This window comes from Agromyces sp. Marseille-Q5079 (assembly GCF_051016555.1).
Lineage (GTDB): Bacteria > Actinomycetota > Actinomycetes > Actinomycetales > Microbacteriaceae > Agromyces.
Genome location: NZ_JBPEJF010000001.1, coordinates 1 through 17,103, shown reverse-complemented (window position 1 = coordinate 17,103; position 17,103 = coordinate 1). Strand labels below are relative to the sequence as shown.

The 17,103-nt window shown below is 70.2% G+C and carries 15 protein-coding genes; 11 read left to right on the top strand and 4 right to left on the bottom strand.

What is annotated here, in order from left to right; genetic code table 11:
• Positions 1 to 46 precede the first annotated feature (46 nt).
• The 3 genes from ACR3IO_RS00075 (at position 47) to ACR3IO_RS00065 (ending at position 3,146) form a co-directional block, all read left to right on the top strand.
• Entirely contained in the window at positions 47 to 1,177 is a 1,131-nt protein-coding gene (locus tag ACR3IO_RS00075) for a 5-(carboxyamino)imidazole ribonucleotide synthase (RefSeq protein WP_434069138.1), read from the top strand.
• 125 nt (positions 1,178 to 1,302) lie between these two features.
• Positions 1,303 to 1,770 (top strand): 5-(carboxyamino)imidazole ribonucleotide mutase, encoded by a 468-nt coding sequence (purE, locus tag ACR3IO_RS00070; RefSeq protein WP_434069818.1) that lies wholly within the window; start codon positions 1,303 to 1,305, stop codon positions 1,768 to 1,770.
• Positions 1,767 to 3,146 carry an LCP family protein gene (locus ACR3IO_RS00065; protein WP_434069137.1) on the top strand — a complete coding sequence of 460 codons (1,380 nt, stop codon included), beginning with the start codon at positions 1,767 to 1,769 and terminating at the stop codon, positions 3,144 to 3,146. Before purE ends, ACR3IO_RS00065 begins: the two co-directional genes overlap by 4 nt.
• Positions 3,147 to 3,255: 109 nt before the next feature.
• Here ACR3IO_RS00065 and ACR3IO_RS00060 read toward each other — a convergent pair whose 3' ends face one another.
• Positions 3,256 to 4,398 carry a glycosyltransferase gene (locus ACR3IO_RS00060; protein ID WP_434069136.1) on the bottom strand — a complete coding sequence of 381 codons (1,143 nt, stop codon included), beginning with the start codon at positions 4,396 to 4,398 and terminating at the stop codon, positions 3,256 to 3,258.
• A gap of 148 nt (positions 4,399 to 4,546) precedes the next feature.
• Here ACR3IO_RS00060 and ACR3IO_RS00055 point away from each other — a divergent pair, with 148 nt between their 5' ends.
• On the top strand, positions 4,547 to 5,494 hold the full coding sequence (locus ACR3IO_RS00055) for a glycosyltransferase (protein ID WP_434069135.1): 948 nt from the start codon (positions 4,547 to 4,549) through the stop codon (positions 5,492 to 5,494).
• The gene (locus ACR3IO_RS00050) at positions 5,494 to 6,339 is read left to right on the top strand and encodes a glycosyltransferase (RefSeq protein WP_434069134.1); all 846 of its coding nucleotides are present in this window, start codon (positions 5,494 to 5,496) and stop codon (positions 6,337 to 6,339) included. Before ACR3IO_RS00055 ends, ACR3IO_RS00050 begins: the two co-directional genes overlap by 1 nt.
• A 24-nt stretch (positions 6,340 to 6,363) precedes the next feature.
• Here the strand turns inward: ACR3IO_RS00050 and rfbD are convergent, their stop codons facing one another.
• Both rfbD and rfbB read right to left on the bottom strand, forming a co-directional pair.
• Positions 6,364 to 7,206, bottom strand: a complete 843-nt coding sequence (gene rfbD, locus ACR3IO_RS00045; RefSeq protein ID WP_434069133.1) for a dTDP-4-dehydrorhamnose reductase — start codon at positions 7,204 to 7,206, stop codon at positions 6,364 to 6,366.
• 2 nt (positions 7,207 to 7,208) lie between these two features.
• The gene (rfbB, locus tag ACR3IO_RS00040; protein ID WP_434069132.1) at positions 7,209 to 8,204 is read right to left on the bottom strand and encodes a dTDP-glucose 4,6-dehydratase; all 996 of its coding nucleotides are present in this window, start codon (positions 8,202 to 8,204) and stop codon (positions 7,209 to 7,211) included.
• A gap of 101 nt (positions 8,205 to 8,305) precedes the next feature.
• Here rfbB and ACR3IO_RS00035 point away from each other — a divergent pair, with 101 nt between their 5' ends.
• The 5 genes from ACR3IO_RS00035 (at position 8,306) to ACR3IO_RS00015 (ending at position 13,949) form a co-directional block, all read left to right on the top strand.
• Positions 8,306 to 9,178, top strand: a complete 873-nt coding sequence (locus ACR3IO_RS00035; RefSeq protein WP_434069131.1) for a class I SAM-dependent methyltransferase — start codon at positions 8,306 to 8,308, stop codon at positions 9,176 to 9,178.
• Between the two features lie 28 nt (positions 9,179 to 9,206).
• Positions 9,207 to 9,815, top strand: coding sequence for a dTDP-4-dehydrorhamnose 3,5-epimerase family protein (locus tag ACR3IO_RS00030; protein ID WP_434069130.1), 609 nt, complete (start codon positions 9,207 to 9,209; stop codon positions 9,813 to 9,815).
• Entirely contained in the window at positions 9,815 to 10,681 is an 867-nt protein-coding gene (rfbA, locus tag ACR3IO_RS00025; protein WP_434069129.1) for a glucose-1-phosphate thymidylyltransferase RfbA, read from the top strand. Before ACR3IO_RS00030 ends, rfbA begins: the two co-directional genes overlap by 1 nt.
• A gap of 75 nt (positions 10,682 to 10,756) precedes the next feature.
• On the top strand, positions 10,757 to 11,914 hold the full coding sequence (gene glf / locus ACR3IO_RS00020) for a UDP-galactopyranose mutase (RefSeq protein ID WP_434069128.1): 1,158 nt from the start codon (positions 10,757 to 10,759) through the stop codon (positions 11,912 to 11,914).
• 52 nt (positions 11,915 to 11,966) lie between these two features.
• A complete protein-coding gene (locus ACR3IO_RS00015; RefSeq protein ID WP_434069127.1) occupies positions 11,967 to 13,949 on the top strand; it encodes a glycosyltransferase in 1,983 nt (660 codons plus the stop codon).
• A gap of 20 nt (positions 13,950 to 13,969) precedes the next feature.
• Here the strand turns inward: ACR3IO_RS00015 and ACR3IO_RS00010 are convergent, their stop codons facing one another.
• On the bottom strand, positions 13,970 to 14,866 hold the full coding sequence (locus tag ACR3IO_RS00010) for a glycosyltransferase family 2 protein (RefSeq protein ID WP_434069126.1): 897 nt from the start codon (positions 14,864 to 14,866) through the stop codon (positions 13,970 to 13,972).
• 152 nt (positions 14,867 to 15,018) lie between these two features.
• Here ACR3IO_RS00010 and ACR3IO_RS00005 point away from each other — a divergent pair, with 152 nt between their 5' ends.
• Positions 15,019 to 17,013, top strand: coding sequence for a DUF6541 family protein (locus ACR3IO_RS00005; RefSeq protein WP_434069125.1), 1,995 nt, complete (start codon positions 15,019 to 15,021; stop codon positions 17,011 to 17,013).
• Positions 17,014 to 17,103 lie beyond the last annotated feature (90 nt).

Genomic DNA, 17,103 nt, shown 5'->3' with positions numbered 1-17,103 from the left:
GCTCGGTTCGCGGGTCGAATCCATCCGAGCAGAAGGAGCAGACCGCGTGCGAGTCGGAGTGATCGGCGGCGGACAGCTCGCCAGGATGATGATCCCCGCGGCCATCGAGCTCGGGGTCGACATCCGCGTGCTGGCCGAGGCCGACGGCATGTCCGCGGCGATCGCCGCCGACCGGGTCGGCGACTACACCGACCTCGACACCGTGCTCGCGTTCGCGCGCGAGGTCGACGTGATCACCTTCGACCACGAGCACGTGCCCCAAGACGTGCTGCGCGGGCTCGTCGACGCCGGCATCGCCGTGCATCCCGGGCCCGACCCGCTGCGCTTCGCTCAAGACAAGCTGCTCATGCGCGAGCGGCTGTCCGAGCTCGGACTCCCCGTTCCCGACTGGGCGCGGGTCGAGACGACCGCCGAGCTCGACGACTTCATCGACGCGCACGGCGGCTCGGCGGTCGTGAAGACGCCCCGCGGCGGCTACGACGGCAAGGGCGTGCGCGTGGTGCGCTCCGCCGCCGAGGTGCACGAGTGGTTCGCCACCGTCGCCGAGGACGGCCGCGGGGGAGCGCTGCTCGTCGAGGAGCTCGTCGACTTCCGACGCGAACTCGCCCAGCTCGTCGCCCGGCGTCCCTCCGGCGAGACCGTCGCGTGGCCGCTCGTCGAGACCGTCCAGGTCGGGGGCGTCTGCAGCGAGGTCATCGCCCCGGCGCCGCATTCGGCGGGGCGCATGTCCGACGTCGCGGCCGAGATCGCCTTCGCCGTCGCCGAAGGACTGGGCGTCACGGGCGTGATGGCGGTCGAGCTCTTCGAGACGACCGACGAGCGCATCCTCGTGAACGAGCTCGCGATGCGCCCGCACAACAGCGGGCACTGGTCGATGGACGGCTCGACCACCGGACAGTTCGAACAGCACCTGCGGGCCGTCCTCGACCTTCCGCTCGGCGGCACCGGCACGCACGGCGACTGGTCCGTCATGGTCAACGTCCTCGGCGGCCCCGTCGAGGGATCGCTCGCCGACCGGTACGAGCGCGCGCTCGCCGAGCACCCCACCGTGAAGCTGCACAACTACGGCAAGTCGCCGCGCCCCGGCCGCAAGGTCGGCCACGTCACGGCCGTCGGAGACGACCTCGACCAGGTCGTCTACGAGGCGCGCGCGGCCGCGGCGGCGTTCCAGGACTGACGCGTCCGCGCCGCGCCGTCGGTGCGGCCACCCCGGCCACCCCGGGCGATCTGCGGCGATCTGCCAGCCCGGCATCCTAAGATCGTCGAGTGACTGCAGCAACCGGCCCGCTCGTGGGCGTCGTGATGGGATCCGACTCCGACTGGAACGTGATGCGCGAGGCATCCGCCGTGCTCGATGAGTTCGGCATCGACCACGAGGTCGAGGTGCTCTCCGCGCACCGCACGCCCGAGAAGATGATCGCCTACGGCAAGGCGGCCGCCGGCCGAGGGCTCAAGGTCATCATCGCCGGAGCCGGCGGCGCCGCGCACCTGCCCGGCATGCTCGCCTCCGTGACCACCCTGCCCGTCATCGGCGTCCCGGTGCCGCTCTCCCGCCTCGACGGGCTCGACTCGCTGCTCTCGATCGTGCAGATGCCCGGCGGCATCCCCGTCGCGACGATGGCCATCGGCGGGGCGAAGAACGCCGGCCTCTACGCGGTCCGAGTGCTCGGGGCATCCGACCCCGCGCTCGCCGACGCCCTCGCGGCCTACGCCGACGCCCTCGCCGTCCTCGTCGAGGAGAAGAACGAACGGTTGAAGTCGACCCGATGACCATCGCCGCAAGCCCGATCCGGTTCCCCGATGCCGCCTCGCGCACGGTCATGACCCGTCGTGCGTGGTGGCTCGTCGCGCTGAACCTCCTCGTCCCCGGTTCCGCGCAGGTGCTCGCGGGCGATCGACGGCTCGGCCGGTTCGGCCTCGGCGCCACCCTGACGCTCTGGACGCTCGCGGTGCTCGCGTTCGTGGTCTGGCTCATCTGGCCGACCGTGCTGTACACCGTGCTCTCCACGAGCATCACGCTCTGGATCATCGCGGCGCTGCTGCTCTTCTACGCCGTGCTCTGGATCGTCCTGACGCTCGACACGCTGCGGCTCGTGCGGCTCGTGAAGACGGCGCCGTCGGCCAGGGCGTGGGTCGCGCTGCTGTCGGTCGCCGTCATGGTCGTGGTCTCGGGCGGCGCCGCGTACGGCGCGTGGTTCGCCACGACGACGAGCGGGTTCCTGTCGTCGGTGTTCGTCGCCGGTCCCAGCGAACCGCCGGTCGACGGCCGATACAACATCCTCCTGCTCGGCGGCGACGCCGGGCCTGATCGCGACGGCATGCGGCCCGACAGCATGAGCGTCGTGAGCATCGACGCCGAGACCGGTCAGGCCGTCACCATCGGACTGCCCCGCGACTTCATCGACGTGCCGTTCCCCGAGGACTCGCCGCTGTACCAGGTCTACCCCGAGGGGTACGGCTCCATCGACGGCTGCGAGGTCGACGTCTGCCAGCTCAACTCGATCTACACCGAGGTCGAGCTGAAGTCGCCCGACATGTACCCGAACGCCGTCGCCGAGGGCAGCGAACCCGGCATCGAGGGCATGCGCGATGCCGCCGAGGGCATCACGGGGCTCACGATCCAGTACTACGTGCTCATCGACATGCAGGGCTTCGAGCAGCTCATCGATGCGCTCGGCGGCGTCGACATCACCGTCGAGACCCGCATCCCGATCGGCGGCGACGAGGACAACAACGGCGTCGACGGCTGGATCGAACCCGGTCAGCAGCACCTCAACGGCTACCACGCGCTCTGGTATGGGCGGGCCCGCTACGGCGTGGCCGGCGGCGATTATGAGCGGATGCTGCGCCAGCACAACCTCGAGACGGCGATCCTCCAGCAGTTCACGCCCGCGAACGTGCTCTCGAAGTTCCAGGGCGTCGCGGCGGCGGGCGCGGACACCGTGAAGACCGACATCCCGCAGTCGATGCTCGGCTACTTCGTGAACCTCGGCCTGAAGACCAAGGAACTGCCGATCACGACGGTCTCGCTGACGCCCGAGAACGGCGTCGACTCGGCCGAGGATCCCGACTACGAGTACGTGCGGCAGCTCATCGACGACGCGCTCACGCCGCCGACGCCCGAACCCGAGACCGACGCCGGCTGATCGCTGCGGGCGCCGCCTGACGGCCCGACTGCGGCGCGCCGAGCGGCTCGCGTGCGGCCACGGCCGACCGGCCGCCCGCCCGACGCTCCGTGTGGGCGGGGCGTCGGCGTCAGAGGTCGGCGTGCAGCTGCCAGACGCGCTCGGCCGAGTCCCGCCAGCTGAATGCGCGGGCGCGATCGGATGACGTGATGGAGAGCCGCTCGGCGAGCGCCGGCTGCTCGACGACGGACGTGACGGCGGCCGCAAGGCGATCGGCGTACCCGCCCGAGCCGATCGTGACGGCGAGCCCGGATTCGGCCGCCACCTCGAGGTGGGTCGGGGTCGTCGAGTGGATGACGGGCACGCCGAGGCTGAACGCCTCGATGAGCCCGGTCGCGGCCCCGTCGTCGTGGCCCGGAGCCACGGCGGCGATCGCGCCCGAGAGCACGACCGCGAGGTCGGCGGGGTCGTCGCACTCGATCGCGCGCACCAGGCGGGGATCGACGCCGGCTTCAGCGGCGACGTTCGCGAGGTGGACCTCGCCCCACGTCGCCGGACCGAGCACGACCAGCGGCACCGCGGGCACACCGGGGCGTCCGAGCGCCTCGAGCAGGTCGACGACGCCCGCGCGGGGTTCGAGCGTGCCGCCGGTCACCAGGTACTCGGACGGCAGGCCGAGCCGGGTCGCGCGGAGCGAGGCCTCGAGCGCGGCCGGGCGGACGAGGCCCGGGCGGGGGGCCGTGCCGATCACGCGCACCCGGTCGCCGAAATCGGCGATCTCGGCCAGGCGCTCGGCCAGCGCGTGCGTGGGCACGACGATCGCGTCGGCGTGGCGGCGGGCCCGCTTCAGTATGGCCTTCGCCCACGCGACGTACGACGGGGTGAGCGCCTCGGGGTGCCGCCACGGGGCGAGGTCGTGCAGTGTCACCACGACCTGGTCGCCGCTCACGGTGCGGTCGTGCCGGCGCAGCGGCGCGAAGAGCCCGGGCGCGTGGATCATGCCGCCGCCGGGGGAGGTCGTGAGTCCGAGCTGCCATGCCGCCGTGAGCTCGCGGCGTGCGAGCGAGGTCTTGTAGAGACGGGCCATGCCGGGGAACATCGCCTCGACCTGCTCGATCTCCGCGACGGAGGACGAGGAGACGATGCCCTCGACCTCGCAGCCGGCCGGCGCGTTCGCGATGAGCGCCGTGGTGAGTGCCTGCGTGTACACGCCGAGCGGCCCGGGCACGGGGGCGATCACCTGATCGACGACCATTCGGAGCGTGGTGGCCATGCGTCTCCCTCATCCGTTCCGTGACAACCCTGCAAATCTACCCGTCGCGCCGCTGCGAATCCGACGGGAAGCCCTCCCCATGGTCGGCACCCGGCGCGCGGGCAGGGCAAGATGGAATGTCACCCGCCCCGATCCCCACGAGAGTCAGATGAGTCCGAACCGGCAGTCAGCGCGCGTCGTCGCGGTCGTCGTTGCCTACAACCGCCGAGACCTGCTCATCGAGGTCCTCGATGCGCTCGCGGCCCAGCGCACGCCCGTCGCCAAGGTCGTCGTGGTCGACAACGCCTCCACCGACGACACCGCAGAGGTGGCACGTGCCGCGGGCGAGCTCGTCGACCTCGTGAGCCTGTCGCGCAACACCGGCGGGGCCGGCGGCTTCGCCGCGGGAATGGCCGTCGCGCTCGAGCGCCACGACGCCGAGTGGCTCTGGCTCATGGACGACGACACCGTGCCCACCGAGGGTGCTCTCGAGGCGCTGCTCGACGCCGTCGCCGGTACCGACGTCGTCGCCGCGGGGTCGCGCGTCGTCTGGACCGACGGTGCCGAGCACCCCATGAACACGCCCCGCGCCAAGCCCTTCGTCGGCAAGGCCGAGCGACTCGACGCGGCGCGCGCCGGCGGCATCCCCGTGCGCAGCACCTCGTTCGTGTCGATGCTCGTACGGGCCGACGTCGTGCGCGAGGTCGGGCTGCCGATCGCCGACTACTTCATCTGGAACGACGACTTCGAGTACTCCACGCGGGTGCTGCGCGGCCGCCGAGGCCTGCACGTGCCGGCCTCCGTCGTCGTGCACAAGACCAAGGTGCTCGGGGCGACCGATGCCGATCCCGGCCCGAGGTTCTACTACGAGGTGCGCAACAAGCTCTGGATGTTCCGCCGCTCGCAGAGCCTCTCGGGCTTCGAGAAAGCGGTCTACGGCGGTTCCAGCGTCCGCCGTTGGATCCGCACGTTCGTCCGGTCCTCCGACCGCGCGGTGCTCCGCGACGGGTGGACCCGCGGCTACCGCGACGGCACCCGCACCCGGCCGCGGCCGAACAGCTCCGCCCTCGCGGGGCTCGGCGACGTCAGCGACGCCGTGCGCGCGGTGGAGGGCTGATGGGCGAGCCCTTCGCGCTGCTCATGCCGGTCTACCGAGGCGATGACGCCGCGCACTTCACGAAGGCGTTCGCCTCGAGCGTGATGCAGCAGACCCGCCGGCCCGACCAGGTCGTCCTCGTCCAGGACGGCCCCGTGGACGACGAGCTCGCCGCGGCGATCGAGGCCGCGATCGCCGGATGCCCCGTGCCGGCCGTGCACCACGTGATCGCCGAGAACGTCGGGCTCACCCGCGCGCTGACCGAGGGGCTCGCGCTCAGCGAGCACGACATCGTCGCACGCATGGACGCCGACGACGTCTCGCTGCCCGAGCGCTTCGCCAGGCAGGTGCCCCTCGTCGAGGGCGGCCTCGACCTGGTGGGCACCGGCATGCTCGAGTTCCTCGACGACGACGGCTCCATCGTCGGCAAGCGCGTGCCGCGAACGGATGCGGCCGACATCGTCGCCTACGCCCGCTTCCACGACCCATTCAGCCATCCGACCGTGGTGTACCGGCGCTCGGCCGTCGACCGCGTCGGGGGCTACCAGGCGATGGGCCTCATGGAGGACTACTGGCTCTTCGCGCGCATGATCGCCGGCGGCGCGAAGGTCGGCAACCTCGCCGAGCCGCTCGTCATGTACCGCGTCGGCGCGGGCGCGTACGCGCGTCGGGGCGGTCGGGCGCAATGGCGGAGCGAGCTCGCGCTGCAGCGCGCGCTCCGCGGCATCCGGTTCACGACCCGGCGCCAGTACGTGCGCAACGTCACGGTGCGCGGCGTCTACCGGTTCGTGCCCGAGCGCGTGCGAACCTCGCTCTACCGCCGCTTCATCGCGAACGGCGGCACGGGCACGACCATCGAGCACTGAGGCCGGCCCGGCGGCCCCGGTCGTTCAGGATGCCGTGGCGATGCCGGATGCGGCCAGTGCGGCCCGCCAGTCGCGCATGGGCTGCAGGCCCGCGGCCTGCCAAGCGTCGTGCCCGAGCACGCTGAACGCCGGTCGCGGCGCCGGTCGCACGAACTCGGCGCTCGTGGTCGGCTGGATGCGCTCGGGGTCGAGGCCCGCCTCCTCGAGCACGGCGCGCGCGAAGCCGAACCAGCTCGTGCGGCCCGAGTTCGTGCCGTGGTAGATACCGGCGGGGGCGTCGGCATCGAGCATCTCGCGGATGCGCGTCGCGAGGTCGAGGGTCCAGGTCGGCTGGCCGACCTGGTCGTCGACGACGGTCCAGTTCTCGCGCTGCGCGGCGATGCGGAGCATGGTCGCGGCGAAGTTCGGCCCGTGCTCGCCGTACAGCCAGGCGGTCCGTACGACGTACGTGCCGTCGGGGTGGGCCGTGAGCGCCAGTTCCTCGCCGGCCGCCTTGGTGCGGCCGTACGCGTTGATCGGATCACGCGGACGGTCCTCGGCGTACGGCTCGGTCGCGAACCCGTCGAAGACGTAGTCCGTCGACACGGTGACGAGCTTCGCGCCGTGTTCGAGGGCGGCTTCCGCGAGGTTCGCGGGTCCCGTCGCGTTGATCGCGTAGGCCTCGGCCTCGTGCGCCTCGGCGTCGTCGACCTTCGTGTACGCGGCGGCGTTCACCACGACGTCGTGGCCGGCGACGGCATCGCGCACCGCCGCGGCATCGGTCACGTCGAGCTCGGCGCGACCGAGCGCCGTGACCTCGCGGTCGCCGAACGCGCGTTGCAGGTCGTGGCCGAGCATGCCCGACGCACCCGTGATGAGCACCCGCACGACTACTGTCCCTGCGCCTGGTAGCGGGCCTCGGTGGCGTCCTTCTGCGGAGCCCACCAGCTCTCGTGGTCGCGGTACCAGGCGATCGTGTCGGCCAGGCCGGCGGCGAAGTCGGAGAACGACGGCGTCCACCCGAGCTCGGTGCGCAGCTTCGTGGAGTCGATCGCGTAGCGGAGGTCGTGTCCGGGACGGTCGGTCACCAGGTCGTAGGCGTCGGCGGGCTGCCCGAGCTCCGTCAGGATCAGCTCGACGACGTCCTTGTTGTTCTTCTCGCCGTCGGCGCCGATCAGGTACGTCTCGCCGATGCGGCCGTGCTCGAGGATCGTCAGCACCGCCGACGAGTGGTCGTTCGCGTGGATCCAGTCGCGGACGTTCTCGCCCGTGCCGTAGAGCTTGGGACGCTCGCCGCGGAGCACGTTGGTGATCTGTCGCGGGATGAACTTCTCGACGTGCTGGTACGGCCCGTAGTTGTTCGAGCAGTTCGAGATCGTCGCCTGGAGTCCGAACGAGCGCACCCAGGCGCGGACCAGCAGGTCGCTGCCGGCCTTCGTCGACGAGTACGGGCTCGACGGGTTGTACGGCGTCTGCTCGGTGAACCTGGCCGGGTCGTCGAGTTCGAGGTCGCCGTAGACCTCATCGGTCGAGATGTGGTGGAAGCGGATGCCGTGCCGGCGTGCCGCCTCGATCAGCGTGTAGGTGCCGATGATGTTGGTGTCGAGGAACGGCCGGGGGTCGTCCAGCGAGTTGTCGTTGTGGCTCTCGGCGGCGTAGTGGACGACCGCGTCGTGGGCCGGCACGAGTTCGCCGACGAGGGCGGCGTCGGCGATGTCGCCCTGCACGAAGGCGAACCGGTCCTCGGGGAGCCCCTCGAGGGAGGCGAGGTTGCCGGCGTAGGTGAGCTTGTCGAGGACGGTCACCGAGTGATCGGTGTTCGCCAGCACGAAGTGCACGAAGTTCGAGCCGATGAACCCGGCGCCTCCGGTGACGAGGATCTTCATGAATGCCTTCCTTGTGGTCGTGCGCTGCCTGCGAGAGTCTACCTTGAGCGCTTCGCGCGAGATCGAGAAGTCGCAGCACCCGAGACCGAGGAGGGCCCCACGTGCGGGAACACCCATGGATCAGCGCCGTGTCGTACTGGGAGCCCGAGCGGTTCGTCGGATCGGCGTGGTTCCAGCATGCGCCGTTCGCCTTCTGGCTCGTCGACGCGCTCGAACCGCGCACGATCGTCGAGCTCGGCACGCATCGCGGATTCTCGTTCTTCGCATTCTGCGAGGCCGTCAAGCGGCTGGGGCTCGACACCGTGGTGACGGCGACCGACGGCTGGATGGGGGACGAGCACGCCGGATTCTACGGTCAGGCGGTCTACGACTCGGTCGCCGCGACGACCGCCGAGCTGTACGCCGGCATCGGCGAGCTGCACCGCGGGTACTTCGACGACTTCGCCGGCCCGACGCCCGACGGCAGCGTCGACCTGCTCCACATCGACGGTCGGCACCGATACGAGGACGTCTGGCACGACTTCGAGTCCTGGTTGCCGAACGTGTCGGATCGCGGTGTCGTCATCTGCCACGACACGACCGAGCACAAGGCCGACTTCGGCGTCTGGAAGTTCTGGGAGGAGGTGCGCGACCGGTATCCGTCGTTCGGATTCGAGCACGGGCACGGCCTCGGCGTCCTCGCAGTCGGCCCCGACGTGCCCGAGCGCATGAGCCGCTTCATCGAGGCCGGAATGGTCGAGGGCGACGCGATCCGCGAGTTCTACCACGAGCGCGGGCAGCGCATCAGCGCGTCCGCGCTCGCCCGGGCGGATGCCGACCGCTACGCGGCGGCGGTGCCCGAGTTGGGCATCGCGCAGAAGCAGCTGAGGGCCGCCGAGCAGCGCATCGACGACCTCGAGTCCAGCACCAGCTGGCGCCTCACCGCGCCGGTGCGTCGAGTCGGTGCCGCGCTGCGACCGCGCAACCGCGGCTGAGCGCATGCCCGCTTGGTAGACTCCTGCGGTGCAGATCCGCGAACTGAAGATCCCCGACAGCTACGAGATCACCCCGAGGCAATTCGGCGACGATCGGGGCGTGTTCCTCGAGTGGTTCCGGGCTGATCACCTCGAGCAGGCGATCGGACGACGGTTCCCGATCCTCCAGTCGAACACGTCGGTGTCCAAGCGCGGCGTGGTCCGCGGCATCCACTTCGCCGACATCGCCCCGAGCCAGGCGAAGTACGTCACGGCCACGCACGGCGCCGTGCTCGACTTCGTGATCGACATCCGCGTCGGTTCCCCGACGTTCGGCCAGTGGGACTCGGTGCTGCTCGACGACGTCGACCGCCGCGCGATCTTCATCTCCGAGGGCCTCGGGCACTGCTTCGTCGCGCTGACCGACGACGCCACCGTGAGCTACCTCGTGAGCGCGCCGTTCAACGCGGAGCGCGAGCACGGCATCAACCCGCTCGACCCCGCGATCGCCCTCGAGTTCCCGGCCGAGGCCGGCACGCCGCTGCTGTCGCCGAAGGACGAGGTGGCTCCCGGGCTCGAGGAGGCCGCGGCATCCGGACTCCTGCCCACCTGGGAGCAGGCGAAGGCGTTCTACGCGAGCCTCGGCGGCCAGAACTGATGCGCGGCATCATCCTCGCCGGCGGATCCGGCACGCGCCTCTGGCCGATCACGAAGGGCATCTCCAAGCAGTTGATGCCGATCTTCGACAAGCCGATGATCTACTACCCGCTGTCGACGCTCATGATGGCCGGCATCGACGAGGTGCTGATCATCACCACGCCCGAGTACTCGGAGCAGTTCAAGGCGCTCCTGGGCGACGGATCGAGCCTGGGCATGCGGCTCGAGTACGCGGTGCAGCCCTCGCCCGACGGACTCGCCCAGGCCTTCATCATCGGCGAGGAGTTCATCGGCGACGAGAGCGTGGCGCTCGTGCTCGGCGACAACATCTTCCACGGGGCGGGCCTCGGCACGGCGCTGCAGGGCAACACCGACATCGATGGCGCGCTCATCTTCGCGTACCACGTGAGCAACCCGCGCGCCTACGGCGTGGTCGAGTTCGACGAGGCGAACCGGGCGGTGTCCATCGAGGAGAAGCCCGAGCACCCGAAGAGCAACTACGCGGTGCCCGGCCTCTACTTCTACGACAACGAGGTCGTCGCCATCGCGAAGAGCGTCGAGCCGAGCCCTCGCGGCGAGCTCGAGATCAGCACCGTCAACGAGCGCTACCTCGAGCGCGGCCGGCTGCAGGTCCAGGTGCTCGACCGGGGCACGGCGTGGCTCGACACGGGCACCTTCGAGTCGATGATGCAGGCGAGCGACTACGTGCGCGTCATCGAGGAGCGACAGGGCTTCAAGATCGGCTGCATCGAGGAGATCGCCTGGCGTGCCGGATGGATCGACGACGCGCAGCTCGAGGCCCTCGCCGCTCCGCTCGTGAAGAGTGGATACGGCACCTACCTCATGCGCCTGCTCGCCGAGCGCTGATCGCCGGACGGCGCGCCGGGTACAATCGAAGGTCGGCCGCGCCTGCGCGGCCGACGCCAACGAATGGGAGAAACCGTGACGACTGACGTCGATCTCGTAGTGGTCGGGTCGGGATTCTTCGGCCTGACGATCGCCGAGCGATGCGCGGCCGAGCTGGGCAAGCGCGTGCTGGTCATCGATCGCCGCGATCACATCGGCGGCAACGCGTACAGCGAAGCCGACCCCGAGACCGGCATCGAGGTGCACGTCTACGGGGCGCACCTCTTCCACACGTCGAACCCGAGCGTGTGGGAGTACGTCAACCGGTTCACCGCGTTCACCGACTACGTGCACAAGGTCTACACGACCCACGGCGGCGAGGTGTTCCCGCTGCCGATCAACCTCGGCACGATCAACCAGTTCTTCCGCTCGGCGCACGGTCCTGCCGCGGCCCGCGAGCTCGTGGCCACGCAGGCGGCCGAGGTCGACTCCTCCGACGTCGCGAACCTCGAGGAGAAGGCGATCTCGCTCATCGGGCGACCGCTCTACGAGGCCTTCATCCGCGACTACACCGCCAAGCAGTGGCAGACCTCGCCGAGCGAGCTGCCCGCCGAGATCATCTCGCGCCTGCCCGTGCGCTACACGTACGACAATCGCTACTTCAACGACGCGCACGAGGGGCTCCCGGTCGACGGGTACACCGCGTGGATCGAGCGCATGGCCGATCATCCGCTCATCGAGGTGCGGCTCTCGACGGACTTCTTCGACGAGTCGCAGCCGATCAACAAGCGCGCGCTCGTCGGCAAGGTGCCGATCGTCTACACCGGACCGGTCGACCGCTACTTCGACTACGCCGAGGGCGAGCTCGCCTGGCGCACGCTCGACTTCGAGCGCGAGGTGCTCCCGATCGGCGACTACCAGGGCACGTCGGTCATGAACTACGCCGACGAGGAGACGCCGTACACGCGCATCCACGAGTTCCGGCACTTCCACCCAGAGCGGGAGTACCCCGTCGACAAGACCATCATCATGCGCGAGTACTCGCGGTTCGCCGAACGCGACGACGAGCCCTACTACCCGGTGAACACCCCGGCCGACCGAGAGAAGCTGCTCGCCTACCGCGAACTGGCGAAGGCGGAGTCGGGCGTCCACTTCGGCGGGCGCCTCGGCACCTACCAGTACCTCGACATGCACATGGCCATCGGGTCCGCGCTGTCGATGTACGAGAACAAGCTGAAGCCGGCGTTCGGCTGATCGCTCCGGCGTCGCCGACCACGTGCGCAGAATCTCGAGATCGAAGGAACCCATGACGACCGATCCCCTCGTGCTGCAGCGCGTGATCTTCCCCGAGCACGGCGACCCGCAGGCGCTGCCGCTCTACCTCGACGCCGAGACGTGGTCGTGGTCCTACTCGGGCGACACCGACGACAACCTGCTCGCGAAGGCCCGCGGCCTCTTCCTCGAGGGCCACGACCGCCGTCCGTCGAGGGTCACCAGCCGCAACGGGCTGAGCTGGTTGACTGGACGCCGAGGACTCCGGCTCCCGGCATCCGAGACGGTCTCGCTCGCGGCGTACTTCAACGCCTTCCCGGCGAGCTACTGGAACGCGTGGACCGCGCTGACCGGCACCCGCCTCCGCGTGCAGACCGAGGGACCCGGGCGCGTCGTGGTCTTCCGCTCGAACGCGCGCGGCGTGATCCAGCGGGTCGATGGGGTCGAGGTCTCGGGCACAGCCACCAGCGAGTTCGTCCTGCCGTTCAATTCCTTCCTCGACGGCGGATGGCTGTGGTTCGACCTCATCGCCGGCGACGAGCCGCTCTCGCTCGTGCAGGCCGACTGGCTCGCGCTCGACGGCGAGGGCCCCGTCGTCGACGGCACCGCGACCGTCTCGATCACCACGCTGAACCGCGGCGCGTACTGCACGAAGCTGCTCGCCGAGATCGGCGACGACGACGACGCCATGGCGTTCATCGATCGCGTGCTGGTCGTCGACCAGGGCAGTGAGCGCATCCTCGAGAACGACGGCTTCCCCCTGGCCTCCGAGCGCCTCGGCGACCGGTTGCGCGTGATCGAGCAGGCCAACGTGGGAGGGTCCGGCGGATTCTCGCGCGGCATGCTCGAGACGAGCGAGGCCGGCGATTCCGACTACGTCATCCTCCTCGACGACGACGTCGAGATCGAGCCCGAGAGCCTGCGTCGGGCGATCGTGTTCGCGAACCACTGCACGAAGCCCACCATCGTGGGCGGCCACATGTTCGACATGTACGACAAGTCGAAGCTGCACGCCTTCGCCGAGGGCATCCACTGGCAGCCCTTCATGTGGGGACCGTTCACGCCGGCGCGGCACGACCTCGCCGAATCGAACCTGCGGCAGACCAATTGGCTGCACCGCCGGTTCGACGTCGACTACAACGGCTGGTGGATGTCGCTCATCCCGATCTCGATCGTGAAGGAGATCGGGCTCTCGCTCCCCGTCTTCATCAAGTGGGATGACGCGGAGTACGCCCTGCGGGCGCGCTCGCACGGCCACCCGACCGTGAGCCTTCCCGGCGCCGCCGTCTGGCACGTCTCGTGGGTCGACAAGGACGACTCGCACGACTGGCAGGCGTTCTTCCACGCCCGCAACCGGCTCGTCGCCGCGCTCCTGCACTCGCCCGTCCCCAAGGGCGGCAAGCTGTGGCGGGCGAACCTCGCGATCGACGTCAAGAACCTGTTCACGATGGACTACTACACGGTCGCGATGCGGCACGAGGCCATCCGCAACGTGTTCGAGGGGCCGACGCAATTGCACGCCGACATGCTCGACCGGCTTCCGCGCGTCCGCGCGCTGGGGGCGCAGTACCGGGAGTCCAAGCTCCTCCGCGACCCTCGCGAGATGCCGAAGTTCGCCGCCCGCAACATCCCCGAGGTCGCGACCGGACGACCCGATCCCGGGCCCCGCGGGCTCCGGCTGCTCTCGTGGCTGCTCGAGACGTCGTGGCGTCACGCCGTGCGGCGTCCGACCGCGGATGCGGCAGAACGGCCGTCCGCCCACCTGCCGTACCAGGACGCCCGCTGGTTCGAGGTGAGCCGGTACGACAGCGTGCTCATCAGCAACGCCGAGGGGTCCGGGGCCACGTGGCACGTCCGCGACACCCGCACGTTCCGCAAGCAGCTCGTCGACGCGGTGCGCCTCAACCTGCGCACCCGCAAGCAGTGGGACGCACTGTCGAAGCAGTACCGCGACGCGTTGCCGTCGATCACCTCGGCCGACACCTGGGACCGCTCGCTCCGCGGCACCGCCGACTGACCCGAGCCGCCTGCGCCGGCTCAGTCGGCGCAGGCGGGACCGAACGTGTGCCTGGTGAGGCTGCGGAACCCCTTCGCATCGCGGGCGAGCACGGCCTTCGGCAGGTCGGCCGCCGCGTGCAGGCGCGAGGTCAGGTGCAGGCGCGCAGCGCGTGCGGCGCGCTTCCAGCCGAGCGCCGACAGGTCGCGCGCGGCCTCGCCGAAGACGACGCGCTCCTGGGCGAACTTCGACCCGTCGGGCGCGGTCACGGCCGAGACGCTGCCGGCGTGCCGGCGGTACTGGAACACGACCTCGTCGTCGACCACGAGGGAGCCGCCGTCCTTCGCGAGCTCGAGGAGCATCGCGAGGTCCTGCACGACGTCGAGGTCGGTGCGGAACTCGTTCCGGCGCAGGCGCTCGACATTCCAGGCGAGCGACGGGAAGTAGGTCCAGTTGCCGCGGAGCAGGCTCGTCGCCATGGACTGGCCCTCGAGGATGCGGACGCCGCTGCCGCGTGGTTCGTACAACGCCTTCACCCGGTCGGCGAGCGGCCGATGGAGCACGCCGTCGGAGTCGATCACCTCGACGCCGGGTTGGATCACCGCGGCGTTCGGGAATCGGGCGGCGAGGGCGTTCACGCGCGCGACGTAGCCGGGGAGCATGACGTCGTCGCATCCCATGATCACCGCGAACGGGTTCTCCATGAGGCCGACGCACTTGCGGTAGTTGCGGCTCGGTCGCAGGTTGGTCTCGTTGCGGATGTAGGTCACGCGGGGGTCGTCGATCGCGGAGGCCCACTCGCCGGCACTCAGGTCGGGGTAGACGTCGTCGACGATCACGAGACGCCAGTCGGGGTCGGTCTGGGCGAGCACGCTCTCGACCGCGAGCTTGAAGTGGTCGATGCGACCGTAGAACGGCATCATGATGTCGAGAGTCACCCACCCATCGTCCCATGTCGGCCGTCGCACGCCCGACCGGCGCCGCCCCGACGGCCTCACGGTACGGCGACAGCTCGGGGCTCCACGCTGGCGGTATCCTTGGACACCGACGCCGCCGATCTCCGGAAGCGTGTGAAGGGATGCGACCTGAGATGACGTGGTTCGATCTTGCGTGGGCTGCGACGCTCGCCACGGCGATCATCGTCCTGCCCGGATTGCTCCTCGCGCGTGCGGTCGGCCTTCGCGGCGTCTGGATGTGGGGCCTGTCGGCCCCGTTCTCGGTGACCGCGCTCTCCCTCGCCGCACTCGTCGCCCCGTTCATCGGGCTGACCTGGTCGTGGATCCCCGCGGTGCTGTTCACGCTGGTGCTCGCCGCCGTGCTCTGGGGCGCGCGATGGCTGACCGTCTCGCGCCGGAGCGGTGCCGTGCCGGCATCGGATTCCGCCACGACGTCCCCCGGAGCACCCTCCGCCGTGCGCCGGGCGGGAGCCTGGGCCTTCGGCATCGGTGTGCTGCTCGCGGCCGCCCTGATCGCCGTCAGGTCGGTGCAGATCATCGGCGAGCCCGGCGCGATCTCCCAGACATTCGACAACATCTACCACCTGAACGCGGTGCGCTTCATCCTCGACACCGGCAGCGGCTCCCCGCTCGATGTCGGTGCGATGACCTCCGCCGCCCTCTGGTTCTATCCGGTCGGATGGCACGACGTCGCGACGCTCGTCGTGCAACTGACCGGGGTCACGATCCCGGTCGCCGTGAACACCACGTGGATCGTGTTCTCGGCGGTGGCCTGGCCGCTCGGCATCGTGCTGCTCGCGCGCGTCCTCGGCGGGCCGAAGCCGGCCGTCGCCATCGCCGCCGGTCTCGCCGCCGCGTCGATCCCCGCGTTCCCGTACCTCCTCATCGACTACGGGGTGCTCTACCCGTACCACGCGGCCGTCGCACTGGTGCCCGCCGCGGTCGCGGCCACCGTGGCCCTCTTCCGGCTCGGACGTGAGGCCACCGGACTCGACCCGGTGTGGTCGGTCGTCGTCGTCGCCGGCACGTTGCCGGCGCTCGCGCTCACCCACCCGGGCGCCTTCATGGCGTGGCTCGCCTTCTCACTGCCCATCGTCGTGATCGCCCTGATCCGATACCTGAGGTCGGGCATCGCGGCACGGTCCAGGCTCATCGCCATCGGCGGCTTCGCGGTGTACCTCCTCGTCGGCTTCGTCGCGATCCGCGTGCTGCGACCACCCCTCGAGGCGACGCTCTGGCCGGCGATCGGCCTCGCAGGGCAGGCGCTCGGCGAGGTGATCACCGTGTCGATGTACCACACGCCGATCGCCGAGGTCGTCGCGATCGCGATGATCACGGGCGTCGTGTTCGCCGCGATCCGCCGGCGGGCGGCCGACTGGGTCGCCATGTCGCTCCTCGTCGTGGCGGGATCCCTCTACATCGTCGTCGCCGGCGTCTCGAGCGCGACCGTCCGCAACCTCATCACCGCCTCCTGGTACAACAACACGCCGCGCCTCGCGGCGCTCGTCGTCATCGCGATCGTCCCGCTCGCCGCGATCGGCGTCGCGAGCCTGTGGGAGAAGCTCCTCGAGACCCGCGTGTACGCGCGGGTCGTCGGCAACCGCGGACGCGTGCTGCAGGCATCCGTCGCGGTGCTCGCCGTGGTGCTGCTCGGGCTCTCGATGCAGGGCCGCAGCATCGACGGCGCGATCGACGGAGCCTCGAAGGGCTATCGCTCCTCCGAGAAGGCGCCACTGCTGAGCGACGATGAACTCCAGCTCCTCCAGGAGCTTCCCGAGTTCGTGCCCGCGGATGTCGCGGTCGCCGGCAGCCCGTGGACCGGTGCCGGACTCGCATATGCGATCAGCGACCGGCGAGTGCTCATGCCCCACACGCTCATGGACATCTCCGACGACGTCGTCCTCATCAACGACGAACTCGACGAACCCGATGCGGGGCAGGCGCTCTGCGCCGCACTCGACGCCGAGAACGTCGGCTTCGTGCTCGACTTCGGCCCGCGCGAGGTGCACGGCGGCGAGCACGTCTTCACCGGATTCGACCACCTCGCGGCGTCCGACTCCGTGGAGCTCGTGCGCGAGATCGGCGATGCCCGCCTGTACGAGATCACGGCGTGCGGGGGCCTCGAATGAGCCTCGATGCGCAAGACGAGGCGGGTGCCCTTGGTATGCTCGCCCCCCCCAAGAAATAATCGCTCGGGCGCGTACTGGGTCTCCTCCCCG